This window comes from Bacillus sp. ISL-77 (assembly GCF_018613105.1).
Genome location: NZ_JAGGQY010000056.1, coordinates 1 through 25,238, shown reverse-complemented (window position 1 = coordinate 25,238; position 25,238 = coordinate 1). Strand labels below are relative to the sequence as shown.

Genomic DNA, 25,238 nt, shown 5'->3' with positions numbered 1-25,238 from the left:
GGATTTGTCGACAGTCTGAAAGCTCCCGCAACCGCGGGAGCTTTTTGTAGTTATTTTCTACAGTTATTTTTTTCCGTCGTTTAACCCCCGTGCCTCTTCCGGGCCTGATAGCTTAGTAGCACCAGGGTAGTGCAAAGCCTGATCACGATCTGACTCCACTCTGCTGCTTTCGCGTAACTTTTTTTCTTGTCGGTCTTTTCCCATTCCTACACACCTCCTCTTAATAAGATGATTCACACAGGAAATATTATTCAAGGAAGTATGAAACTACATAAAGATTACCAATAATGAAAATAATAGGAGGTGTATGAGTTGGAAGGGTTAATCTTTTATTGGAGCTGTTGGGCCTTTTGGATTTACTTAACATTTATCTTAGAAAAACAAAACCCATTTCGAGTTAAACTTGCTGCTATCGTTTTAATTGCACTAATATTATCTAACATTCAATTTATGGTAGGTGAATTTGAAATACAAGCAAGTGGATTATTTATTTTAGGTATCTGTTATTTATTCATAAGCCAGGAAAAACGAGGAGGAATAATTTACTTTTTTATTTGTTCATTCATAATAACAATTGCATATGTAACCTTCCATTTATTTGAGATATTTGATCCAATTTGGATCGTTTTTAAAAAGGAATGGATGATGGGTATAGCATTGTGGTATTTAGCCATACTATTGCAAAAAACTTTAAAAGGGAGATTGATCATAATTTTTGCAGGTGGAATGCAGGGAGAGATTTTATATGCCTATATATTAAATAAATTCCAATTTCCCTATTTGATTGGGGAATTTGCCTATTTAGATGTTTGTTCGTTAACGGCACTTTTGCTTGCAGGATGGAGTACATTGGAAAACGCTGGTACAATATTGCAAAATCATTTTCATTTCTTTGAAAAAGGAAAGCAAAAATCCTCGTAATTTAGAATCTTGTCAAGCTTCCCCATTGCGGGAAAGGAGTATCATTGATAATATAATATAGTTAGGCCCTTCTAGATGACAGAAGGGTTTCTTTACTTAATAAGAACTATAGGGAATTATCCCGCATTAACGGGAAGTAAGACCCCCATGAAGGAAGTTTCACTCTATGCTAACATACTAAATTGTATTTGATTATAGAAAAGAAAGGATGGCGATTGTAATTGGTTAAACCTGTTATTGCCATTGTAGGACGGCCCAACGTAGGAAAATCAACTATTTTTAATCGAATTGTCGGTGAACGTATTTCCATTGTTGAGGACATTCCAGGAGTTACAAGAGATCGTATTTATAGTTCAGGTGAGTGGTTAACACATGACTTTAACGTGATTGATACTGGTGGTATAGATATTGGTGACGAACCTTTTTTAGAGCAAATCCGCCAACAAGCGGAAGTGGCGATTGATGAGGCTGATGTTATTATCTTCTTAACAAATGGACGAGAAGGGGTAACAGCAGCCGATGAAGAAGTGGCAAAAATATTATATAAGTCTAAAAAACCGGTTGTATTAGCTGTAAATAAAATAGATAATCCTGAAATGCGTGAAGATATCTATGATTTTTATTCATTAGGGTTTGGTGAGCCTATTCCAATTTCAGGGGCACATGGACTAGGGTTAGGTGACTTATTGGATGAGGCAGCAAGACATTTTCCAAAAAACAAACCTATTGAATATGGTGAAGATGTAGTCAAATTTTCCTTAATTGGGCGGCCAAATGTAGGGAAATCCTCATTGGTAAATGCTATATTAGGCGAAGAACGTGTAATCGTAAGTGATATTGCCGGTACAACTCGTGATGCAGTCGATTCTCCATATACATTTAATGGGGGAAAATATGTCATAATTGATACAGCAGGAATTAGGAAAAAAGGGAAGGTATATGAGAGCACGGAAAAATATAGTGTCCTCCGTGCACTAAGGGCAATTGAACGTTCTGACGTTGTTCTTGTTGTCATTAACGCCGAAGAAGGAATCATTGAACAGGACAAAAAGATAGCTGGGTATGCACATGAAGCTGGCAGGGCTATCGTTATTGTTGTAAATAAGTGGGACGCTATTGAAAAAGATGAGAAGACCATGAAGGAACTTGAACACAAGATCAGGGAACATTTCTTATTTCTTAGTTATGCTCCAATTGTGTTTTTATCCGCAAAAACAAAAAAACGAATCCATACACTTCTACCAATGATCAACACTGCTAGTGAAAACCACTCGATGAGGGTTGAAACAAGTGTGCTTAATGATGTCATCATGGACGCAGTAGCAATGAATCCGACCCCAACAGACAATGGCAGACGCTTAAAATTATATTATACAACCCAAGTGGCTGTTAAACCGCCAACCTTTGTTGTGTTTGTAAACGAACCTGAATTATTGCACTTTTCCTATGAACGCTTCCTAGAGAACAGAATTAGAGATGCTTTTGGATTTGAAGGAACTCCTATCAAAATTTTTGCAAGAGAAAGAAAATAAAAGATAAGGTGGGTGTGATTTAAATTGAATGCTACTAAAACTGCAATAGCTGTTATCGGAGCAGGAAGCTGGGGAACCGCATTGGCAATGGTACTTGCAGACAATGGACATGAGGTCCGTCTTTGGAGCCATAACGAGGTTCAGGTGAAAGAAATTAATGAAGAGCACACAAATAAGAAATATTTGCCTGAAATCGTTCTTTCAGAATTAATTGTGGGGTATGCTTCATTAAGTGATACATTAGCGGGAGTGGATACAATTATATTAGCTGTTCCCACGAAAGCAATACGTGAGGTAATTGGAAAAATTCGTGCTGTGCAAGCTGGTCCGATTTTGATCGCACACGTAAGTAAAGGAATCGAACCTGATTCATTAATGCGTATATCAGAAATAATAAGAGAAGAAATGCCCAAAGAATTGCTAAAAGATGTCGTTGTTCTGTCTGGTCCTAGTCATGCTGAAGAAGTAAGCCTTCGTCACCCAACAACGGTAACCGTTACTTCAGAAAATATGGTTGCCGCAGAAAAAGTACAGGATTTATTCATAAACAACAATTTTCGAGTGTACACGAATTCAGATATTATCGGTGTTGAAATAGGTGGTGCATTAAAAAATATTATTGCACTTGCAGCGGGTATTACAGATGGGCTTGGTTATGGTGATAATGCAAAAGCAGCCTTAATGACACGCGGATTAGCTGAAATTGCTCGTCTAGGTACCAAAATGGGAGCCAATCCATTAACTTTTTCAGGCCTAGCAGGAATAGGTGATTTAATTGTTACATGTACAAGCGTCCATTCAAGGAACTGGAGAGCGGGAAACCTATTAGGTAAAGGGAAAACCCTTAATGAGGTTTTGGATAACATGGGGATGGTTGTAGAGGGTGTGAGAACCACCAAAGCGGCTTATCAGTTAGCGAAAAAGTATGATGTAAACATGCCAATAACCTTTGCGCTATATGATGTCTTATTTAACGGGAAGAACGCAATAGACGCTGTAGATGTATTAATGGCACGTGGAAAGACCCACGAAATGGAAGATTTGGTTAATGTTTTAGATGAAAGGAATATTGAAGACTAAAAAATGTCCCAAATGGAATTAAATAGGGGCGGGCAGTGTTACTGCTCATGAATATTTTTATTAATAAATAGGCGTTCTAAAGAGGCGCTTTGTGTCTAGATTGCATACAATGCAACGAAGCAACCTGGTAGTTTGACGCTGGAGTATGGGTTATTTAGTCTTTAAAGCTGAAGTAAAGAATTCGCCCCTCTTTACTTCAGTTTTTTTTTGGTGAGGAAGAGAACATGAAAGTTTTTAGTTTAAAATTTTTCTAGAAAAGTTATAGCTTGTGATATAATTAATTTTCGAAAAAGGGGGAGTTTAGTGTGTCACCAGCAATGTTTAAAATGTGGGTGTCGATTGCTGGAATGGGGTTTATGTTCCTTGCGATTATGACAATTTATTTCAGCAGATATAAGTTAAAAGGAGTATTTCGAATTATTACAGCAATTATCGCTTACTTATTAATGATTGTTTCTGGACTAACGCTTCTTATTGTTTTCTTAACATAATCGGGGTTAAATACATAAATAAAGTGGTGATCAAATGAAATGGAATGTGCTCGGTTGTTTTCTAGCTTTAACCGCTTTTTTACTGGCAGGATGCATGTATCCTCAAGAGGAATTAGCGAAGAATCAAATCCCTTATCAAGATCAAATCCAAGCTGTTCAAACCGCTGTGGATGCCTTTAGAGAGGAAAATAGCGGAATCCTTCCAATAAAAACAAAAGAAGCAGAAACGCCGATTTATCAGAAGTATCCAATTGAATTTAAAAAAATCACTCCAAAATATATCGCGGAGCCACCAGGAAATGCTTATGAAAATGGGGGGGGCTTCCAATATGTACTCGTAGATGTGGAGACCAAGCCGACTGTAAAATTATTTGATTTAAGAATAACAGATGTGATACGAGATATTAAATTACGAATTAAAACAAAAGGGTATCCACCATATAAAAAGCAAATTGCTAAAAATGTTTTTTCCCTTGATTTTAAACAGCTAGGATATAAAAAAGATCCTTTCATTGTCAGTCCGTTTTCTAATCAAAATTTATCTTTTGTCATAACTGGGAGTGCAGAAGTATATGTAGATTATCGCCCGGATTTATACCAAGCAATGAAAAAAGCGGACGAGAAGGTAAAATCAGGGGAGGATATTCGCTCAATTTTAGTGAATGATTCAATGTTTGTGCCTGCCTATTCCTTGCCGTATACATGGGATTCTAAGACGAAAGAACCAGTATTTTTAGAAGAATAATGTGCTTATTCTTATATTTAGTCATAACCCTTTTCCTATGAAATATATTGTAGGAGAAGGGTTTTTTTGCTAATGCCAAAGAAAAACATATATTGAAACCCTCCATTATATCAAATGTTCAGACACTACAGATACAAGAGAACCTAGTGAATTTTTAATAAGGGGGTAAAAAAGTTTTCGAAAAGTGTCATAACATTATAGGACAACGTCATAAACATATACTGTCCAAAAATACCTAAAATGGATGTTTAATCCCACTTTACTCTATGATCGGGAGGGGATCACTTGGAAAAGGTTGATATTTTTAAAGATATTGCCGAAAGAACTGGCGGTGATATTTATTTAGGGGTAGTAGGAGCAGTACGGACTGGAAAATCTACATTTATTAAAAAATTTATGGAGCTGGTCGTGTTACCGAATATAAACAGTGAAGCTGAGAGGTCACGGGCACTGGATGAACTGCCTCAAAGCGCTGCAGGAAAAACAATTATGACAACTGAACCAAAATTCGTGCCTAATCAAGCAGCAACTGTTCATGTTGATGATGGATTAAATGTCAATATTAGGCTAGTTGATTGTGTTGGTTATACAGTGCCAGGTGCTAAAGGCTATGAGGATGAAAATGGCCCAAGAATGATTACTACCCCATGGTATGAGGAACCAATTCCTTTCCATGAAGCTGCTGAAATTGGCACTAGGAAAGTCATTCAGGAGCATTCCACTATTGGTGTGGTTGTTACAACGGATGGGACAATAGGTGAGATTCCAAGAAGTAACTATATTGAGGCAGAAGAAAGAGTTATTAACGAACTGAAGGAAGTTGGCAAACCGTTCATCATGGTTGTTAACAGTGCGCAGCCCTACCATCCAAGCACTGAAACGCTAAGATCGAGTTTAGCAGAAAAATATGATATCCCGGTAATTGCCATGAGTGTTGAAAGTATGCGCGACAGTGATGTTCTGAATGTCCTCCGTGAAGCACTTTACGAGTTCCCTGTACTTGAAGTCAATGTGAATTTGCCAAGCTGGGTTATGGTTCTAAGAGAAAACCATTGGCTTCGTGAAAGCTATCAAGATGCGGTCAAGGAAACTGTAAAAGATATCAAGAGATTAAGAGATGTTGATCGAGTTGTCCAACATTTTAGTGAGTTTGAATTTATTGAAAGAGCTGGATTAGCAGGAATTGAAATGGGCTCAGGGGTTGCTGAAATTGATTTAATTGCCCCAGATGAATTGTATGATGATATATTAAAAGAAATCGTTGGGGTAGAAATCCGTGGGAAAGATCATCTGCTCGAATTAATGCAGGATTTTGCCCATGCCAAAGCAGAGTATGATCACATTGCTGATGCCTTAAAAATGGTGAAACAAACGGGTTACGGAATTGCCTCACCAACACTTTCTGATATGAGTCTTGAAGAGCCGGAAATTATTCGTCAAGGTGCCCGGTTTGGCGTAAGGCTTCGTGCCGTAGCACCATCGATTCATATGATCAAAGTGGATGTAGAATCTGAATTCGCCCCAATTATTGGTACGGAAAAACAAAGTGAGGAGCTTGTAAGATACTTAATGCAGGATTTCGAGGATGACCCGTTATCCATTTGGAATTCAGACATCTTTGGCCGCAGCTTAAGCTCCATTGTTCGTGAGGGTATCCAAGCAAAGCTGAGCTTAATGCCAGAAAATGCAAGATATAAACTTAAAGAAACGTTAGAGAGAATTATCAACGAAGGCTCAGGCGGATTAATTGCCATTATTCTATAGGCTCTGACTCCTAATCGGGGTCTTTTTTTTGTGGAAATGAGGGTGTCGTATTTTTGGTTTCACGGACATTAGTGAGAAAAATCTACCAAAATGGGCAAAATAAGTAGAATTTTGTTGAACAAAAGAAAAGATTACCATTATTTAATGAAATCTTCTTGATAAGCTGAATTGATTATGATAATCTTTAAACTGAATTACGTTATAGTGTTTGAACCCTTATTTCATAAGGGTTTTCCTTAAAAAAATAGATTTGAGTTACCAATTTAGCTATTTATGGTTACTTTGGTAATAAAACCGAGCTATGACGTATAGAAATCAGAAAAATTGTTTAGAAATGTAGATAAGTAATCTTATTTACGAATCTTGATAATTTCTTTGGGAGGAGGTGAATGGCATGAACAAGACAGAACTTATTAATGCAGTTGCTGAAGCAAGCGAGCTTTCAAAAAAGGACGCTACTAAAGCAGTTGATGCTGTTTTTGATGCGATTTTAGATGCTTTAAAAAATGGTGATAAAGTACAATTAATCGGTTTTGGAAACTTTGAAGTACGTGAGCGTGCAGCTCGTAAAGGTCGTAACCCTCAAACAGGTGAGGAAATCGAAATCGCTGCTAGCAAAGTTCCAGCTTTTAAACCAGGTAAAGCGCTTAAAGACGCAGTAAAATAATTACATAAATTTATTGCTAGAGGCGAATGCTTAAGTAAAAAGGTCATGGTAAAGTCCATGGCCTTTTTTCTACTTTTTTGCTTGAACTAAAAAGATTGTGCTAATATGTATTTGTCATATATACTTGACTGAACAATAGGGGGAATTTTAATATGTCACAAGTGAATCGTGCCCAAATTGAAGAAGCGGTACGTTTAATATTAGAAGCAATCGGTGAAGACCCAAACCGTGAAGGACTGCTTGATACACCTAAACGTGTAGCAAAAATGTATGAAGAAGTTTTTAGTGGATTAAATGAGGATCCGAAGAAGCATTTTGAAACCATCTTTAGTGAAGATCATGAAGAATTGGTATTGGTTAAAGATATCCCTTTTTATTCTATGTGTGAACACCATCTCGTTCCTTTCTTTGGTAAAGCACATGTAGCCTACATCCCGAAAAATGGTCGTGTTACTGGATTGAGTAAATTGGCAAGAGCTGTAGAAGCCGTAGCAAAAAGACCTCAACTCCAAGAACGGATTACATCCACGATTGCTGATAGCATGATGGAAAAATTAGAACCGCACGGAGTGATGGTGGTTGTCGAAGCAGAACATATGTGTATGACCATGCGCGGTGTAAAAAAGCCAGGGTCTAAAACAGTAACCACTGCAGTCCGCGGTGTTCTTGCTGACGATGCGATTGCTCGGGCTGAAGTGCTATCTTTAATAAAATATTAGTCTAATTTTCCTAAAGTATTTGAGGTGATCAAATGGAAAAACGCTATCCACAAAATAGTGAGTATGTAGTTATTAAAGCGATTGATGATGGTGTCAGTGTTATCGGCTTAACAAGGGGCACAGATACAAAATTTCATCATTCTGAGAAGCTGGATAAAGGAGAAGTGCTTATAGCTCAATTTACTGAGCATACTTCTGCTATAAAAATCAGGGGAAATGCGAAAATTCTTACTCATCTGGGTGAAGTAGAAAGTGAATTGAAAAAATAAGATAATCAGTTCGATTCACATTGTTTTCATCTTATTTCATATGAGCGTAAATGATTATTTTGTGAATTTCTGCCTAAAGAAAACCTTTTATGATATAATGGTGTCTGCCTTGTTTTTAGAGAATGGTTAGGCTTTTCTTTATTAAACGGCATGAATTTTACTATGCAAATAGGAAATAAGAATACATAAAGACATTACTTCGGGGAAGCAAGGGTGATTAAATTGCTGGACATTCGACAAAAATTCACAAATATTAGAGAGCAGGTCGAAAAAAGAGTTTGTGACACATACTTGCTTAATTATATTGAAATTCCGATTATAGACGAAGATAAACTGCTTCTTCTAGTCTCAATAATGGATCGCCTCGAATTGTCATACAGTGATATGCAGAACTACGCCTTGTCAACAATGTTAATTCAAATTGCCCTTGATACCCATGAACATATTACAGATGCATCTGTAGAGGAAAAAAATCGTCAATTAACCGTTCTAGCAGGCGATTATTTTAGTGGCTTATATTATAAGCTTCTAGCAGATTCGGAAGATATATTGATGATCAAGGCACTTTCTAGAGGAATTAAAGAAGTCAATGAAAATAAAATTTCTGTATATCAAAATGAAATTTTAGACATAGAAGAGCTAATGACAAGTATTGGGCTGATTGAAAGTTCCTTACTTGCCCATCTTTCCGAATATTTTAAAGTGGATTTATGGAATGATTTTCTAGAAAACCTGCTTTTATTTAAACGTTTACTTCATGAAAAACGTCAATTTTTACAAACAGGAAGTTCCGTATTGTTCGAAGCCCTAAAATCAATTGTTTTCCCAATCAATAATAATAAGGCGAAAGAGTTGTCTAGGGAACAGCAAAATCACTTATTTCTGTGTTGCGACCATCATCTGGAAAGGTCAAAAGAAGTTATTGAAAAGGGATTAGAACAGTTGCCATACTTAAATGAATTACTTGAGAAAAGGATTGTATCAATCTTAAGCCAATACCAGCCAAATGCAAAAACTTTTGTGGAAGAAGGGTAATAAAAACATGCAGGAATCGAAAGAACAGCGAGTTCACAATGTGTTTGAAAAGATATCTGATAACTACGATAAAATGAATTCTGTTATCAGTTTTCAACAGCACATCAAGTGGCGGAAAGACACGATGAAAAAAATGAATGTGCAGCCTGGTTCAAAAGCTCTCGATGTTTGCTGTGGTACTGCTGATTGGACAATAGCCTTAGCAGAAGCGGTTGGTCCAACAGGTGGAGTTACTGGATTGGATTTTAGCCAAAACATGCTCAATGTGGGTATTGATAAGGTTAAAGAACTCGGGTTAAAACAGGTCAAGTTAGTACATGGGAATGCAATGGAACTCCCTTTTCCAGATAATAGTTTTGATTATGTAACGATTGGCTTTGGTTTAAGGAATGTCCCTGATTACCTGCAAGTTTTAAAAGAAATGCACCGAGTAGTAAAGCCAGGTGGAATCGCTGTCTGTCTAGAGACATCACAACCTACACTAATTGGCTATAAACAGCTCTATTATTTTTATTTTCGCTTTATTATGCCGATGTTTGGTAAATTGCTTGCAAAAAGCTATCGAGAGTATGCTTGGCTTCACGAGTCAGCACGTGATTTTCCAGGGATGAGGGAGCTTGCTAAAATGTTTGAGCAAGCCGGCTTCAAAGATGTGAGATACAAACCATATAGCGGCGGTGCTGCAGCTGTACATATTGGTAAAAAAAATTAATTTATTGAACTCGAAGACAGGATGAAAAGCTGGTGAATTCAAATGAAATTAAAAATGATGTATTCATTTTTGAATTCGGATATTAACTTGATTGAAAAAAAGTTAGAAGAGACTATAAAGGCAGATTCCCTTCTGCTTAGACAGGCTTCTATGCATACATTACAAGCCGGCGGGAAAAGAATTCGTCCTGTTTTTGTTTTGCTTGCAGGAAAATTTGGTAAATATGATATCCATGTGATGAAGAATGTTGCTGTTGCGCTTGAATTAATTCATATGGCATCACTTGTCCATGATGATGTGATCGACGATGCTGATCTTCGCCGTGGCCAGCCTACCGTGAAATCCAAATGGGATAACAAAATTGCCATGTATACCGGTGACTTTGTTTTTGCTCTAGCGATTGAATTGATGACTAATATCGAAAATCCCGAAGCCCATAAAATTTTAGCCAATACGATTGTTGAAGTGTCAGTAGGTGAAATTCAACAAATTAAAGATAAATATCGCTTTAATCAAAATCTGCGAGATTATCTCCGCAGAATTAAGAGGAAAACTGCCCTGTTAATTGCAGTTAGCTGCCAATTGGGAGCTATAGCTGCAGAGGTTGAAGAATCCATCCATAAAAAACTTTATCGGTTCGGGTATTACGTCGGAATGTCTTATCAAATAATTGATGATATTTTAGACTTTACCTCAACTGAGAAGGAACTTGGGAAACCTGCTGGCGGAGACCTAGTGCAGGGGAATGTTACTGCCCCAGCTCTTTACGCAATGGAAAATGATGAAATCCGTAATGAAATAGAAAAGGTCAATGAGGAAATGGATGCTCATGAAATAACAAAGATTATTTCGTTAATTAAGCAATCAGGAGCAATCGAAAAATCATTCGCACTAAGCGAACTTTACTTACAAAAAGCTTTAGCAGAATTAGAGGGGATACCTGCGAATAAAGCAAAAAAAACCCTAAACGATATTGCAAAGGTTATTGGGAAACGAAAATTCTAAACAACTTGTTAAATTTTCAAAAAAGTGATAATATTTTTCATGGATTGTTTCTTAAATACAATCAATATACATAATAATTAATTTTTAGGAGTGGAATTCATGGAAAAAACATTTTTAATGGTAAAGCCCGATGGTGTACAGCGTAACCTAATTGGAGAAATCGTCGCACGTTTTGAAAGAAAGGGCTTTCAATTAGTTGGAGCAAAGTTAATGAGCATTCCCAATGAACTAGCTGAAGAACATTATGGTGAGCACAAGGAGCGTCCTTTCTTCGGTGAATTAGTAGATTTCATCACTTCTGGTCCTGTTTTTGCAATGGTCTGGCAAGGTGAAAATGTCATCGCTACTGCCCGCCAAATGATGGGTGCTACCAATCCAAAAGATGCTGCACCAGGTACTATTCGCGGTGATTTTGGTTTAACTGTTGGTAAAAATGTTATTCATGGCTCAGATTCACCTGCGAGTGCAGAGCGTGAAATTGGCTTATTTTTTAAAGATTCTGGTGTTGTAGAATACAATAAACTAGTTAACGAATGGATATATTAATTAAATAAGAAGAGGCACTTGTATAGCAATTATACAAGTGTCTTTTTATTTCTCTATATTAATTTAATCCTTATTTTCTGAATTGTTATACTATGTTTATTGGGCACTATATGGTATATTGATAAAAAAATTCTTTAATGAGTTGAAGGGGGAAAGAGTATGGGAATGAGATACTTAACAGCAGGAGAATCCCACGGGCCGCAATTAACAACAATATTAGAAGGCCTCCCTGCTGGAATGCCATTATTATTAGAAGATATAAATGAGGAATTATCCAGGCGCCAAAAAGGGTATGGCCGTGGAAGAAGAATGCAAATTGAAAAGGATACAGCCCAAATCGTTTCGGGAGTCCGTCACGGCTACACTCTTGGCTCTCCTATAGCATTAGTAGTTCAAAACAATGACTGGAAGCATTGGACGAAGATTATGGGAGCGGAGCCCCTAGATGAAGGCCAGGAGGATGAAGTTAAACGTAAAGTAACTCGTGCCCGTCCTGGTCATGCGGATTTAAATGGTGCGATTAAATATGGACATAGGGATATGAGAAATGTCCTTGAACGTTCTTCTGCACGCGAGACAACTGTTAGAGTCGCTGCAGGTGCTGTTGCCAAGAAACTTTTATCATTGGTAGGAGTTAAACTAGTTTCGCATGTGGTTGAAATCGGTGGAATAAAAGCTAATGTCAATCGTTCTCTTACTTTTGAGGCCTTAAAGGACATGACAGAAAATTCTCCTGTTCGATGTGCTGACCCTAATGTGGAAAGCGATATGATGGCTGCCATTGATGAAGCGAAGAAAAATGGTGATTCGATTGGCGGGGTCGTAGAAGTGATTGCGCAAGGTATGCCAGCTGGAGTTGGAAGTTACGTGCACTATGATCGTAAATTGGATGGGAAATTAGCCGCTGCCATTATGAGTATAAATGCGTTTAAGGGTGTAGAAATTGGCATTGGTTTTGAGGCCGCTAGCAAACCGGGAAGCGAAGTCCATGATGAGATAGCTTGGGATCAAGAAAAAGGATATTACCGCAAGACCAACAGACTGGGTGGCTTTGAAGGTGGAATGACGACTGGCATGCCAATTGTTGTCAGAGGTGTGATGAAACCAATCCCCACATTATATAAACCACTGATGAGCGTAGATATTGATACTAAGGAGCCATTTGCTGCGAGCGTTGAACGCTCAGACAGTTGTGCTGTACCTGCTGCTGCAGTGGTTGCAGAGAATGCTGTTGCATGGGAACTTGCAAACGCCCTGATTGAACAATTTTACAGCGACCGCTTTGATGCTTTTGCTACTGAAATAAAAAGGCAGAGAGAATATGCGAGGGATTTTTAATGGAAACCATTCAAATCCAAACAGCGTCAAAAAACTATAATGTATTTGTGGGGGAAGGTGTAAGTAAGGAGCTTGGCCCTTTTTTGGAGAATCATTTTGAGGGTCTAACCAGAATATTAATTATTACAGATGAAACAGTTGCTAAGCTGCACCTAGAAAAATTATTGTTTGAGCTTAAATCGTTTGATCCCGTAATTTTTACTGCCCCTAGTGGCGAAAAGGCAAAAACCTTTGAAGTTTATTATTCTGCGCTTTCAACTGCTCTTGAAAACCGACTTGACCGCAAATCTGTTATACTTTCATTTGGCGGCGGTGCAGTAGGAGATTTGTCAGGATTTGTTGCCGCCTCTTTTATGAGAGGTATACCTTTTATTCAAGTCCCAACAACCATATTAGCCCATGATAGTGCTGTTGGCGGAAAGGTAGCGATCAATCATCCACTCGGGAAAAATATGATAGGAGCCTTTCATCAGCCAGAAGCCGTCTTTTATGATTTAGAATTTTTAAAAACACTTCCTGCTCATGAAATTCGTTCGGGATTTGCAGAGGTTATTAAACATGCACTTATTGATGATTCCGATTTTTTTGATTGGCTGAAAGAAAATGTGGAAGACCTTCAAACCTTATCTATGGAGTTGTTATCGGAATCCCTAATAAAAGGGATAAAGGTAAAAGGTAAAATCGTTAGTCAGGATGAAAAAGAAACTGGAATTCGGGCTTACTTGAATTTAGGTCATACGTTAGGTCATGCTATTGAATCAGAAATGGGTTATGGGAATTTTACTCATGGGGAAGCAGTAATGGTAGGGATGATTTTTACATTAAAGGTAAGTAAAAAATTACTAGGGCTTTCATTCGATTTAGAAGAATTCACCAACTGGATTGAAGGACTTGGGTATGAATCGAAAATACCTGAAAATCTATCTCATGAAAATTTAATTAATAAAATGAAGCAGGATAAAAAATCTGTTTGGCATTCGATTCGTTTTGTATTACTCGAACAATTGGGTCAGCCAGTCCTAAAGGAAATATCAGAAACAGTTTTATTTGAAGAGTTAAAAAGTTCTTAAAGGGGGGTCTTGTCTTGATAAGAGGGATGAGGGGAGCAATCACAGTTAATCAGAACACAGAGGAAGCAATTATTACTGCCACAGAAGAACTGCTGGAGAAGATAATTGAGGAAAACCATATCCAACCTGAATTAGTTGCATCTGTTTTCATTTCAACAACAGAGGATATTAATGCGGTATTCCCGGCAAAGGCATTGCGTAAATTTGAGGGGTGGACTTACGTTCCTGTCATGTGTATGCAGGAAATGCCTGTTCCAAATTCCTTGAAAATGTGTGTTAGAATCATGATGCATGTAAATACAACACAATCTCAAGAAGATATTAACCATGTATACTTAAAAGGGGCTAAAGTCCTTAGACCCGACCTAAGCAATAGTTTAGCGTAATGGGAGGATCTTTTTGAAAGATAGAATACGTCTACAAGAATGGAGTGTATAAATATGAGATGGAAAGAGCAGTTATTAACACTGACTCCCTATCAACCAGGAAAATCAATAGAGGCAGTAAAGAAGCTATATAAACTCGACCAAATTGTAAAGCTAGCATCAAATGAAAATCCTTTTGGATGTTCAGAACAGGTGTTGACCGCTCTTCAATCGAATCAAACAAGTTTAGCGATTTACCCTGATGGGTACGCTACAAATTTAAGAGAGACACTTGCTTCATTTTTACAGGTTGACGAGGATGAATTAATATTCGGTAATGGTTCAGATAATCTTATCCAAATAATTTCTAGGGCACTTTTACATCCGAACGCCAATTCAATTATGGCGACACCTACCTTTTCACAATATAAGCATAATGCTGTTATTGAAGGGGCAGTTAGTAAGGAAGTGCCGCTACTAAACGGAGAACATGATTTAGAGGCAATGCTTGCAGCTATTGATGAACAGACCAATGTTATTTGGCTATGCAGCCCTAATAACCCTACCGGTACATATATACCAGAAAATAAATTAATCGCTTTTCTAGAAAAGGTTCCATCAGATATTCTGGTTGTATTGGATGAAGCCTATTTTGAATATGTTGTTGCTGATGATTACTATGATTCCGTTAACCTAGCTCGTAAGTATGAAAATTTAATTGTCCTAAGAACTTTTTCTAAAATATATGGACTTGCTGCCTTGAGAATTGGATATGGGGTTGCCAATCGCTCGATTATAAAAGCGCTTGAACCTGCAAGGGAGCCGTTTAATGTTAATTCTTTAGGTCAATTAGCAGCATCTACAGCAATCAAGGACCAGGAATTTATAAAAGTCTGCAAAGGAAAAAATAGGCAGGGGCTTGAACAGTTTTATCAATTCTGTGGTGAGAATGAACTTGATTTTTATCCATCACAAACTAACTTTATTTTAATTGATTGTAAAATGGATGGGGATCAGGTTTTCCAACATTTATTGGAGAGAGGATATATCGTCCGTTCCGGAAAAGCTCTTGGTTTTCCAACCGCTGTAAGAATTACAGTAGGCTCCTATGAACAAAATGTCGGTGTCCTAAAAGCACTTGGAGAATCCTTAGCTATTAGTAAAACAGAGTAGTGCTTTGTTGTTTAGGGGGAGTTATCATTGAAAGGCCGTGTATTTGTAATTGGCTTAGGATTAATTGGCGGTTCTCTAGCCCTTTGTATAAAAAAGGAGCATAAGGATGTAACTATTGTTGGATTTGATATTAATAGTGAACAAGCAAGGCTTGCAAAAATGCTTGGGGTCATTGATGAAATAGCTGAAGATATTTACAGTGGTGCAATTGACGCTAATTTAATTATTATTTCTGCACCTGTAAATGAAACAGAGGAAATTATTCAGTTCCTTGCGGGCCTCCCTCTCCATCCAGAGGTAATCGTGACAGATACAGGTAGTACAAAAAGCAAGATTGTCGGAAGTGCCAAGAGCCTAAAGGACCGAGGAATCACCTTTATTGGCGGGCATCCAATGGCGGGCTCCCATAAAAGTGGTGTATCTGCTGCCAAAGAAATATTATTTGAAAATGCCTTTTACCTGTTAACACCGCAAGAACATGTAGAAAATAAAAAGGTAGAATTATTAAAAGTATGGTTATATGGCACCAATGCCAAGTTTTTAACTATTACTCCAGAAAACCATGATTATCTCACAGGAATTGTCAGTCATTTTCCCCATATCATTGCTGCCTCTATTGTTCGCCAAACTGAAAAACTAGCAGAAGCAGAAAGTCTTATTCCACGACTAGCAGCTGGCGGATTTAGGGATATAACTAGGATTGCTTCGAGCAGCCCAAAGATGTGGAAGGATATTCTCCTGCACAACCGTGAAATCTTAATTGAATTACTCGATCAATGGCAAGAAGAAATGAATGGGGTTAAAACATTACTTGAAAATGAAAATAGTTCTGCAATTTACGACTATTTTCAGCAAGCAAAACAATTTCGTGATGGCTTGCCACTGAAAGAAAAAGGTGCGATTCCGGCATTTTATGATTTATTTGTCGATGTTCCAGATTACCCGGGTGTGATTTCGGAAATTACTGGCTATTTAGCAAAGGAAGAAATTAGCATTACAAATATTCGGATTCTAGAAACACGAGAAGATATTAATGGAGTCTTAGTGATTAGTTTTCAAACCGAAGAGGATCGGCAAAATGCTGAACGCTGTATTGGCAGTTATTCCAACTATGCAACATCTATTGGTTCCTAAAATGATATGAATAAAAGGTGATTTTTCATGACGTCATTAAAACTTAAAACTAACATAAATGGTTTAAATGGTAAGATAACAATTCCAGGGGATAAATCGATTTCGCATAGATCTGTTATGTTTGGTTCGATCGCATATGGTGAAACCAAGGTAACTAATTTCTTGCCTGGAGAAGATTGCTTAAGTACAATTTCATGCTTTCGAAAACTCGGAGTTACTATTGAGGAATCTGATAATCAACTTCGCATTATTGGAAAAGGTTTTGAGGGATTAACTGAGCCGACTGAAGTACTGGATGTTGGTAATTCAGGAACAACGATCCGTTTATTAATGGGTATTTTGGCAGGAAGACCATTTTTCTCATCTCTTGTGGGCGATGAGTCAATTGGAAAAAGGCCAATGACCAGGGTTACGAACCCATTATCAGAAATAGGTGCAAGAATAGATGGGCGAAAAGAGGGTTCCTTCACTCCGATTTCCATCCGTGGTGGTGGGCTAAAACCTGTGCAATACCAGCTCCCAGTTGCTAGTGCACAGGTAAAATCTGCTCTTATCCTTGCGGGACTGCAAGCAGAAGGACAAAGTATTATTATCGAGCCAGAGGAAACTCGCGACCATACTGAAAGAATGATCAAAAAATTTGGTGGGGAAATCCATAAGGATAACCAAAAGATTATGGTTAAGGGTGGTCAAAAGCTGACAGGAACGGCGATTCATGTACCTGGGGATATATCGTCTGCAGCGTTCTTTCTTGTCGCTGGTGCTGTTATTCCTGACAGTGAAATTGTTCTGAAAAATGTTGGCCTAAACCCTACCAGAACGGGCATTATCGAGGTAATGAAAAAGATGGGCGCAGACTTAGAGATTGTTCAAAATGAGGAAACCTCTTTTGAACCATTTGGTGACCTCATTATAAAGACATCCAGTCTCAAAGGTACAGTCATTGAAGGTGACTTAATTCCAAAATTAATTGATGAAATACCAATTATTGCCCTTTTAGCAACACAAGCTGAAGGGACGACGATTATTAAAGATGCTGAGGAATTAAAAGTTAAGGAAACAAATCGAATAGATACAGTGGTTAATGAGTTGAAAAAATTAGGTGCTAAAATCGAAGCGACTGAAGATGGAATGATTATTTACGGGAAATCCGTATTAAGCGGTGGAACGGTTTCAAGTCATGGCGACCATCGGATTGGGATGATGCTGGCAATAGCCGCACTCCTATGTGAAAATGAAGCAGAACTAGTGAATCCCGAAGCAATTTCAGTTTCTTATCCTAACTTCTTTGCTCATTTAAACAGTCTCATTAAGTAAAGCTGCGTTTTAATGCAGCTTTTTTTTTATTTTAAGGCTGTGTTAATGGTCATTCTTGATTTTATAGCCAAGTTGATTGGAGCGGAAATCAACAGCTAAGATTAACACAGCCTATTTTTAAATGAATTTGATTTTGTTAGAATGTCATAGTTTATTGATTATGCGCATAGCTTGTCATAAGGAAATAAAGTGAAAGCTTGCAAAGAAAAGAATAGGGTGGTGGACGATGTATATCATTGAAAATGCCAATCTCCTTAAAGACAAGCAGTTGAAAACATGTTCGCTATTAATTAGTAAAAATCGCATAGCTAAAATTGATTCGCATTTTAGTCATTATAGACTGATAAAAATGAATGCTGGTCCATTTATCATGACCCCGTCATATGTCCTTTTTAATTCAAATATCCCACAAATTAAATCCTTTCAAGAATTAAAAAGGTGTCTGATTAAGGAATTTATGTTGAAAGGATGCACCACCTTATTTACCTATGTAAATGTTTCCTATGAAAATGAATTAACCACTAAAATTACCGAACTAAAAACGGCTCTATTAAGTAGTCCTATTGACTATTTAATAGGGGTAAGAGTACCGATTCGATTGTTAACACAATCGTTTATTAGGAAATGTAAGAAGGAAAAAATACCAGCAATTTTTGTTGACCTGCAAAACTTTGATGAATTAGAAAAAATACCTTGGGGCTGGATTAAAGAAGCCATGTTTCCGTTCAACAGTCCTTTAATTCCAATAATTTCTTCCGTCCAGAAGAAGGAAGTTAAGACAGTTTTGTCGAAATGGAAAGGTATCATGAAAAGAGAAAATATCCCTGCACTATACGAAGAAATAGAAGAAAATTACCCATTGACTATTACTGTATTAAATAAAATCGGTTTATACCCTCAAAAAGCTAGTTTAATGAGTGGTACTGAGGTAAGTTATAATCTATACACAAAAATAAATGAGATCAAGAATATTGATGAAGTGAATTTATTTCATTATCATGGTGATAGACTCGTAGTGACTGTTCACAAGGGAACGGTTCAACGTGCAGGTGATAAAGTGATATTTAAACCTGGTAATGGAGAACATGTTAGGGTGCAAACCCCATCTTATTTTTCTCTGTCAATCTAGGAGAACGAGAGGTAAGTGTCAATGGAAAGAGTAAATAAAATTATTAACATGTTAGAAAACGGCCAACATAATGATGCTTTAAATGAATATAATGTTGTATTAAAAAGTGGAATGCCAGATGAGAAATTCCTTCTAGGAGAAGAAATGTATCAATATGGTTTCCTTGATGAGGCAAAGGCATTAGTTGAAAATTTGTTAGAGATATTCCCTGAGGAAGGTGAGCTCCTTGTTCTGCTAGGTGAAATATTAGTCGAGGCTGGGGAAGATGAAGAAGCGATACTTGTCCTTGAAAAGATATCAGAACATGATGCAAATTTTGGACAATCATTACTCTTGTTAGCCGATCTTTATCAAGTTCAGGGTTTATATGAAGTTTGTGAACGAAAGCTTCTAAAGGCAAAGGAGATATTGCCTGATGAAGTTATCATAGATTTTGCATTAGGTGAACTTTACAGTGAACAAGGTGAAATATCAAAGGCAATGGATGCGTATGAAAAGGTTTTAAAAGAAGTAAATGAAATAGCTGGAGTGAATATTGACCAACGGATTGCAGACCTTTTAAGTGCATCTGGAATGTTTGAGGAATCCCTGGTTTATTACGAGAAGGCAATTAATGAAAAATTAGAGATTAACACGTTATTCGGATACGCTTTTACAGCCCTTCAGGCTGGATATAATCGAACTGCAATAGAAAAATTCATTGAATTAAAAGCGCTAGATCCTGAATATCATTCACTTTATTTACATCTTGCGTTAGCTTATGAACGGGAGGAAGAGCTTGAGAATAGTTTACTCACGATTCAAGAAGGCATAAAACAAGATGAATTTAATAAAGAGTTATTTTTCTTTGGTGGGAAAATTGCCATCAAGTTAGGAAAAGTGGAGGAAGGAGAAAAATATTTTCGTGAGGCACTTGCCCTTGATCCAGGATTTACAGAAGCTGCACTAACATTAAATAAGCTCTTTTTCCTCCAAGAAAGATATGAGGATGTCATTGAGTTAATTGCTCAACTTGACATTAAGGAAGATGAAGAACCCCAGCTCTTATGGGATTCTGCACTTAGCTTTCATAAGTTAGAAAAATTTTCTTACGCATTAGACAAATATGAAAGTGCATATACTTTTTTTAAGAAAAATGAAACATTTTTACATGATTACGGTTATTTTTTAATTGAAGAAGGAAAAACCGACCGCGCTGCCGAAATTTTTAAACAACTGCTTAATGAAGATCCAACAAACGTCGAGTATTTGGATTTACTTGAACGTCTTACAGGGTTGAAAGATTAAAATAGCTGATTCTGCAGAGGAGGGAAACTATCATGGCAACCCCTGTTTCTGTCAACGAGAAGAAGGACTTTATTCGCTGGTTTCTAAATCATTATCAATTAAAAAGAAGAGAATGTGTATGGATCCTCAACTATCTTATGAGCCACGATCAACTGATGGAAAAGGTTCATTTCGTTGAGCAAGCACAGTATTGTCCGAGAGGTTTGATTATGTCTACACATTGTGTGGATAAAGTTCCGTTTCGATTCTATAAAGAAAATGTGATGACGACGGACGCAGAAAAATCCTTTCACGATATTCGTTTAAATCGAGACGAGGATATTTTTATCCAATTAAACTTTCATGCTGCCAATCAGGCACACCAGTATGCTGCTGTTCTAGAAGAAAATTTATACGTTCCTAAACATTTGCAAGTAAATGAAAAGGATGGAATCGTTGCAGAACAATTACTGCAGCACAGTATCGAACACTTTCAACGTGAGAAAATTCTTCAATTGATTGACGAGGCACTAGATAAACACGATCGCAAAGCTTTCCTAAGCTTAACGCAAAAATTAAATAATCTGACAATGACTGAACAAAAAGGAAGTTTGCGATAAGCAGCTTCCTTTTGTTTGTTTTTTTCTTTCATAAGAATTTTACTAAATATTCCTCTTTATCTTTTATTGTTAATGTGGAAAATGATATTATATTAATAGTGAAATTAAAGGTTGGTGCAAAGATATGAAGTGGATACCTCAAGATATTGAGACGTATTTGAATGCCAAAGAGTATGTGGACACAGCTGTTGTTCCGTTATTTTCAGTTTCCATAGGGGGGGAGATAAAGCAGTCAGCGGCATCAGCAGAGTTTATCACTTTATTAACAGGCTATTTAGAAAGGCAATTTACGGGAAGATTAATATTAATCCCGCCATTTACATATCTAAATTCCAAAAATGGTGAAAGTACCTTAAGTGATTTGAAGGATTGGGAGGCTAGCCTAGCAAAGGGGGAGTTTAAACATATTTTTTACATAACATCAGAAATAGAGTGGAGAGCACGGGAAAAAGAACTACATGGCACGGTAATTTGGCTTCCTTCAATCCCGCTTGAGCATATGAATGATTCGCAAAAAATAGGAGTTATTGATAGTCAAGTTAAGCAGCTCTTAGTTCTCTTTACGCAAAAATGGCATGAAAATCAGTAAAACCAACGATAATATATGTTTTTAAAATAGTATGATATTGACCTAACATGAAGATTGATATATCATTGTTATGTCCTAGTTTTATATGTGTTAAATTATTGTCCGATGGACTTAACTTCGTGAATAGAGGGGGGGATATAAGCATGAGTAAGCAACGCGTTTCAAGACGTCAATTTTTAAGTTACACCCTAACAGGGGTAGGCGGCTTCATGGCGGCTGGTATGCTAATGCCAATGGTAAGATTTGCAGTTGATCCTGTTTTAAAGGCTGAAGAAGGCGGCGATTTTGTTGCTACAAAGCAAAAGGTATCTGATTTAACAAAAGATCCAGTTAAAGTTGACTTTACCTTTAAACAAAAGGATGCCTGGTATGAGTCAGAAGTAACGAATATTGCCTGGGTTTATAAGGATGATGCGGGGAAAATTGTAGCCCTTTCGCCTACTTGTAAACATTTGGGTTGTACTGTTAACTGGAATACTGACAAGGAACATCCAGGTCAATTCTTCTGTCCGTGCCATTATGGCCGCTACGAGAAAAACGGTAAAAACATTCCAGGAACACCGCCATTAGCACCACTTGATGTATATCCATTCAAGGAAAAAGATGGTTATCTTTATCTCGGTAAAGCTCAACCACGGAAGGAGGCGTAACTATGTTAAACAAAATTTACGACTGGGTAGATGAACGTTTAGATATTACGCCTTTGTGGCGCGATATCGCAGACCATGAAGTACCTGAGCATGTTAATCCAGCGCATCACTTTTCAGCGTTTGTATATTGCTTTGGAGGTCTTACTTTCTTCGTAACCGTAATTCAAATTCTTTCTGGTATGTTTCTAACCATGTACTATGTACCAGATATTAAAAACGCATGGGAATCTGTTTATTATCTTCAAAATGAAGTTGCTTTTGGACAAATTGTACGTGGAATGCATCACTGGGGTGCAAGTTTAGTACTTGTAATGATGTTTTTACATACTCTACGCGTCTTTTTCCAAGGTGCCTATAAAAAACCTCGTGAATTGAACTGGGTTGTCGGGGTACTTATTTTCTTCGTCATGCTTGGCTTAGGTTTTACAGGGTACCTATTACCTTGGGATATGAAAGCGTTATTCGCTACTAAAGTAGGTCTGCAGATTGCCGAAGCGACACCATTCATCGGTACTCAAGTTAAGGTTTTACTTGCTGGTCATGAACACATTGTTGGTGCTCAAACATTAACCCGCTTCTTTGCAATTCATGTATTCTTCCTGCCTGGTGCATTGCTTGGACTAATGGGAGCTCACTTCTTAATGATTCGTAAACAAGGTATTTCCGGACCACTATAAAACGGTTTTATTTTAATCGCAGTTTATTTCTATTAACTACGGAAAAAGGAGGGGGATTGCTCGATGCATCGCGGTAAAGGTTTAAAGTTCGTTGGTGATTCACGTGTTTTAGCACCATCTGAACGAAAAAAAATGATTCCGAAAGATTACTCTGAATACCCTGGTAAAACAGAGGCGTTTTGGCCTAACTTCCTTTTGAAAGAATGGATGGTAGGAGCAGTATTTCTTATCGGCTTTTTATGTTTAACAGTTGCCCATCCGGCTCCGCTTGAAAGGATAGCGGACCCAACTGATACTGGGTACATTCCATTACCTGACTGGTATTTCTTGTTCTTGTATCAATTATTGAAATATACATTTGCATCTGGTCCATACACTGTAATCGGAGCAATGATTATACCAGGACTTGCTTTTGGAGGGTTATTATTAGCTCCGTTCCTCGATTCTGGTCCGGAACGACGTCCAATGAAGCGTCCGATTGCAACTGCAGCTATGCTATTGGCACTAGCTGCCACCGTATATTTAACTTGGCAATCTGTTGCGACACATGATTGGGCAGCTGCTGAACGCCAAGGTAAAATTGTTGCAAAAGTAGATATTGATAAATCTAGTGCCGGCTATAAAATAGCTAGTGCCAATACATGTATTACCTGTCATGGTGAAAACCTTTCAGGCGGTGCTGGTGCACCCGCACTAGTCGGTACAGGCTTAAAACCAGAAGAAATTGCAAAGATTGCCAAAGAAGGTAAAGGCGGTAAAATGCCAGCCGGAATCTTCAAAGGGACTGACGAAGAACTTAAAACGCTTTCTGAATTTATCTCTGGCCTTGGTAAGTAATAATCGAATGATAAAAAGCTGACGAAAGATCGTCAGCTTTTTTCTTCATGATAAAATAACAAACATAAAAGGAGAGTTTTTGTGCGTTGGATCTATCCTCTCTTGGCAAATCGATCGATTATGAAGCTGTTATTGATTGTTAATATTGCCGGAACAATCTATGGGTACTACTGGTATGGGTGGCAGCTAAAGGAGACACCTGCAATTTTTCTCCTGTTTGTTCCTGACAGCCCGACGGCTAGTTTATTTTTTGTTTTTGTTCTAGTTGCATTTCTATTGCGGAAAAATTGGCCCTTAATAGAGGCGCTAGCAATTGTCACTCTCTTTAAATATGGAATTTGGGCAGTAGTAATGAATATCCTTGTCTATTTTGTTCAAGGGGAACTAGATGCGGTTGGCTATATGTTAATCATGTCCCATTTCGCAATGGCTGTTCAAGGTATTTTATATGCTCCATTTTACAGATTTAAATGGTGGCATTTAATTCTAACAGCTATTTGGACACTACATAATGATGTTATTGATTATGTTTTTTTCATGTTGCCAAGCTATCATATGCTAGATCGCTATACACCACAAATTGGCTATTTTACTTTCTGGCTTTCGATTCTTTCGATTGGACTAGCCTATTATTTTTCAATTCGTCCCAAAAGTTACAAACTTGAAATAAAATAATCCCAGATGGTCTAACCTTGTCCACCCCTACATACATTTTATTAGTAGTGAAAGGGGGGACAAGGATTGAGAAACAAATGGTTTTTTTTCTTTGCAATTATCATGATGCTTACTCCCATAACTGTAAATGCAGAACAACAATCGCCAATGGAGAAGCTTGATGATATATCAGATGAAGCTCTCCAAATGGTGAAGTTTCATAGATATGAAGATGCTAAAAGAATGCTTGATTATTTTTCGGATCAATTCACAAGCATTACCGGTAATGAACCGTCGCTAACAATGGATGAAGTAAGAATAATTAATACCTCCCATGATGAAGCAGTGGAAGCAGCAGTTAGTTCCAACATGAAATATGAGGAACGAATAAATAAATTAGTCAAATTTCGTCTTGTCATTGATGCCATTGCAACAAGTCACCAACCATTATGGATTGAAATGGAAGATCAAATAATGACAGCTTTTCATCAAGCAAAAGATGCTGCAATTAAGGGTGATTCAGGGCACTTTCATTCAAACTTTAATTCCTTTTTATCCTTGTATAACGTGATCTATCCGAGTATGAAAATTGATGTGTCTGTAGAAAATGTTCAAAGACTAGACGCACGGATCGATTTTATTAATGAATACCGTTCCCAAGTGGTTAATGATTCTAAAAGCCAACAGGAGTTGGAAAAACTTGATACGGACTTAGTTAATCTCTTTTCTAACATGGAAGAGGATGAGGCAGATCCAAACATTTGGTGGGTTATTATTTCGACAGGAAGCATTATTATCATGACATTATCCTATGTTGGCTGGAGAAAGTATCAAGGTGACAAGAATATGAAAAAAGACCGTTCGAGAGACTTAAAGGATTGATCTAAAAGTTAAAAAAAGCAATGTCCAAAAGTAATATGGTACCTATAGATA

The 25,238-nt window shown here is 37.4% G+C and carries 29 protein-coding genes; 28 read left to right on the top strand and 1 reads right to left on the bottom strand.

The genetic code is table 11. The annotated features are described in order from the left end of the window. Positions 1–63: 63 nt before the first annotated feature. Positions 64–204, bottom strand: coding sequence for a YpzI family protein (locus J7E77_RS22740; protein ID WP_214717117.1), 141 nt, complete (start codon positions 202–204; stop codon positions 64–66). A gap of 108 nt (positions 205–312) precedes the next feature. On the opposite strand from J7E77_RS22740, the gene J7E77_RS22735 reads away from it, so the two are divergent. The 28 genes from J7E77_RS22735 to ypjB all read left to right on the top strand — a co-directional run bounded on the left by J7E77_RS22735 (position 313) and on the right by ypjB (position 25,187). Further along, on the top strand, positions 313–921 hold the full coding sequence (locus tag J7E77_RS22735; RefSeq protein ID WP_088088808.1) for a YphA family membrane protein: 609 nt from the start codon (positions 313–315) through the stop codon (positions 919–921). Positions 922–1,142: 221 nt separating this feature from the next. Continuing rightward, entirely contained in the window at positions 1,143–2,453 is a 1,311-nt protein-coding gene (gene der, locus J7E77_RS22730) for a ribosome biogenesis GTPase Der (RefSeq protein ID WP_088088807.1), read from the top strand. Between the two features lie 24 nt (positions 2,454–2,477). Beyond that, positions 2,478–3,533, top strand: a complete 1,056-nt coding sequence (locus J7E77_RS22725) for an NAD(P)H-dependent glycerol-3-phosphate dehydrogenase (protein WP_214717116.1) — start codon at positions 2,478–2,480, stop codon at positions 3,531–3,533. Between the two features lie 305 nt (positions 3,534–3,838). Further along, positions 3,839–4,024, top strand: coding sequence for a DUF2768 domain-containing protein (locus J7E77_RS22720; protein ID WP_088088805.1), 186 nt, complete (start codon positions 3,839–3,841; stop codon positions 4,022–4,024). A 34-nt stretch (positions 4,025–4,058) separates the two neighbouring features. Further along, a complete protein-coding gene (locus J7E77_RS22715) occupies positions 4,059–4,769 on the top strand; it encodes a hypothetical protein (RefSeq protein WP_214717115.1) in 711 nt (236 codons plus the stop codon). 285 nt (positions 4,770–5,054) lie between these two features. Further along, positions 5,055–6,533 (top strand): stage IV sporulation protein A, encoded by a 1,479-nt coding sequence (gene spoIVA, locus J7E77_RS22710; protein ID WP_098931601.1) that lies wholly within the window; start codon positions 5,055–5,057, stop codon positions 6,531–6,533. A gap of 394 nt (positions 6,534–6,927) precedes the next feature. Next, positions 6,928–7,200 (top strand): non-specific DNA-binding protein Hbs, encoded by a 273-nt coding sequence (gene hbs, locus J7E77_RS22705; RefSeq protein ID WP_024030636.1) that lies wholly within the window; start codon positions 6,928–6,930, stop codon positions 7,198–7,200. 152 nt (positions 7,201–7,352) lie between these two features. Continuing rightward, positions 7,353–7,919, top strand: a complete 567-nt coding sequence (gene folE / locus J7E77_RS22700) for a GTP cyclohydrolase I FolE (protein ID WP_168244925.1) — start codon at positions 7,353–7,355, stop codon at positions 7,917–7,919. 32 nt (positions 7,920–7,951) lie between these two features. After that, positions 7,952–8,188, top strand: a complete 237-nt coding sequence (gene mtrB / locus J7E77_RS22695) for a trp RNA-binding attenuation protein MtrB (RefSeq protein WP_088088801.1) — start codon at positions 7,952–7,954, stop codon at positions 8,186–8,188. A 213-nt stretch (positions 8,189–8,401) separates the two neighbouring features. Continuing rightward, positions 8,402–9,223, top strand: a complete 822-nt coding sequence (locus J7E77_RS22690) for a heptaprenyl diphosphate synthase component 1 (protein ID WP_308160751.1) — start codon at positions 8,402–8,404, stop codon at positions 9,221–9,223. A gap of 7 nt (positions 9,224–9,230) precedes the next feature. Continuing rightward, complete coding sequence (locus tag J7E77_RS22685) at positions 9,231–9,935, top strand: demethylmenaquinone methyltransferase (RefSeq protein ID WP_214717114.1); 705 nt, start codon at positions 9,231–9,233, stop codon at positions 9,933–9,935. Positions 9,936–9,977: 42 nt separating this feature from the next. Then, complete coding sequence (gene hepT, locus J7E77_RS22680; RefSeq protein WP_214717113.1) at positions 9,978–10,940, top strand: heptaprenyl diphosphate synthase component II; 963 nt, start codon at positions 9,978–9,980, stop codon at positions 10,938–10,940. 99 nt (positions 10,941–11,039) lie between these two features. Beyond that, positions 11,040–11,486: a nucleoside-diphosphate kinase gene (ndk, locus tag J7E77_RS22675; RefSeq protein ID WP_214717112.1), complete on the top strand. Its 447-nt coding sequence runs from the start codon at positions 11,040–11,042 to the stop codon at positions 11,484–11,486. A 165-nt stretch (positions 11,487–11,651) separates the two neighbouring features. Then, a complete protein-coding gene (gene aroC / locus J7E77_RS22670) occupies positions 11,652–12,824 on the top strand; it encodes a chorismate synthase (RefSeq protein WP_214717120.1) in 1,173 nt (390 codons plus the stop codon). Next, positions 12,824–13,894, top strand: coding sequence for a 3-dehydroquinate synthase (gene aroB, locus J7E77_RS22665; RefSeq protein WP_214717111.1), 1,071 nt, complete (start codon positions 12,824–12,826; stop codon positions 13,892–13,894). The genes aroC and aroB overlap by 1 nt, the downstream gene beginning before the upstream one ends. A 14-nt stretch (positions 13,895–13,908) precedes the next feature. Beyond that, positions 13,909–14,280 (top strand): chorismate mutase, encoded by a 372-nt coding sequence (gene aroH / locus J7E77_RS22660; RefSeq protein ID WP_214717110.1) that lies wholly within the window; start codon positions 13,909–13,911, stop codon positions 14,278–14,280. A 54-nt stretch (positions 14,281–14,334) separates the two neighbouring features. Next, complete coding sequence (gene hisC, locus J7E77_RS22655; protein ID WP_214717109.1) at positions 14,335–15,432, top strand: histidinol-phosphate transaminase; 1,098 nt, start codon at positions 14,335–14,337, stop codon at positions 15,430–15,432. Between the two features lie 27 nt (positions 15,433–15,459). Beyond that, complete coding sequence (locus tag J7E77_RS22650; RefSeq protein WP_214717108.1) at positions 15,460–16,566, top strand: prephenate dehydrogenase; 1,107 nt, start codon at positions 15,460–15,462, stop codon at positions 16,564–16,566. 27 nt (positions 16,567–16,593) lie between these two features. After that, the gene (gene aroA, locus J7E77_RS22645; protein ID WP_214717107.1) at positions 16,594–17,883 is read left to right on the top strand and encodes a 3-phosphoshikimate 1-carboxyvinyltransferase; all 1,290 of its coding nucleotides are present in this window, start codon (positions 16,594–16,596) and stop codon (positions 17,881–17,883) included. A 226-nt stretch (positions 17,884–18,109) separates the two neighbouring features. Then, positions 18,110–19,012: a hypothetical protein gene (locus J7E77_RS22640; RefSeq protein ID WP_214717106.1), complete on the top strand. Its 903-nt coding sequence runs from the start codon at positions 18,110–18,112 to the stop codon at positions 19,010–19,012. A gap of 21 nt (positions 19,013–19,033) precedes the next feature. Further along, complete coding sequence (locus J7E77_RS22635) at positions 19,034–20,299, top strand: tetratricopeptide repeat protein (RefSeq protein ID WP_214717105.1); 1,266 nt, start codon at positions 19,034–19,036, stop codon at positions 20,297–20,299. Between the two features lie 32 nt (positions 20,300–20,331). Then, entirely contained in the window at positions 20,332–20,898 is a 567-nt protein-coding gene (locus tag J7E77_RS22630) for a ReoY family proteolytic degradation factor (protein WP_168244913.1), read from the top strand. Between the two features lie 124 nt (positions 20,899–21,022). After that, positions 21,023–21,487: a YpiF family protein gene (locus J7E77_RS22625; protein WP_214717104.1), complete on the top strand. Its 465-nt coding sequence runs from the start codon at positions 21,023–21,025 to the stop codon at positions 21,485–21,487. A 143-nt stretch (positions 21,488–21,630) separates the two neighbouring features. After that, positions 21,631–22,137: a QcrA and Rieske domain-containing protein gene (locus J7E77_RS22620; RefSeq protein ID WP_251027032.1), complete on the top strand. Its 507-nt coding sequence runs from the start codon at positions 21,631–21,633 to the stop codon at positions 22,135–22,137. A 2-nt stretch (positions 22,138–22,139) separates the two neighbouring features. Then, positions 22,140–22,814 carry a menaquinol-cytochrome c reductase cytochrome b subunit gene (gene qcrB, locus J7E77_RS22615; RefSeq protein WP_026563914.1) on the top strand — a complete coding sequence of 225 codons (675 nt, stop codon included), beginning with the start codon at positions 22,140–22,142 and terminating at the stop codon, positions 22,812–22,814. Positions 22,815–22,877: 63 nt separating this feature from the next. Next, on the top strand, positions 22,878–23,651 hold the full coding sequence (locus tag J7E77_RS22610; RefSeq protein WP_088088787.1) for a menaquinol-cytochrome c reductase cytochrome b/c subunit: 774 nt from the start codon (positions 22,878–22,880) through the stop codon (positions 23,649–23,651). Positions 23,652–23,732: 81 nt separating this feature from the next. After that, the gene (gene lhaT, locus J7E77_RS22605; protein WP_214717103.1) at positions 23,733–24,326 is read left to right on the top strand and encodes a lipoprotein heptaprenylglyceryl N-acetyltransferase LhaT; all 594 of its coding nucleotides are present in this window, start codon (positions 23,733–23,735) and stop codon (positions 24,324–24,326) included. Positions 24,327–24,392: 66 nt separating this feature from the next. After that, positions 24,393–25,187 carry a sporulation protein YpjB gene (gene ypjB / locus J7E77_RS22600; RefSeq protein ID WP_251027031.1) on the top strand — a complete coding sequence of 265 codons (795 nt, stop codon included), beginning with the start codon at positions 24,393–24,395 and terminating at the stop codon, positions 25,185–25,187. Positions 25,188–25,238 lie beyond the last annotated feature (51 nt).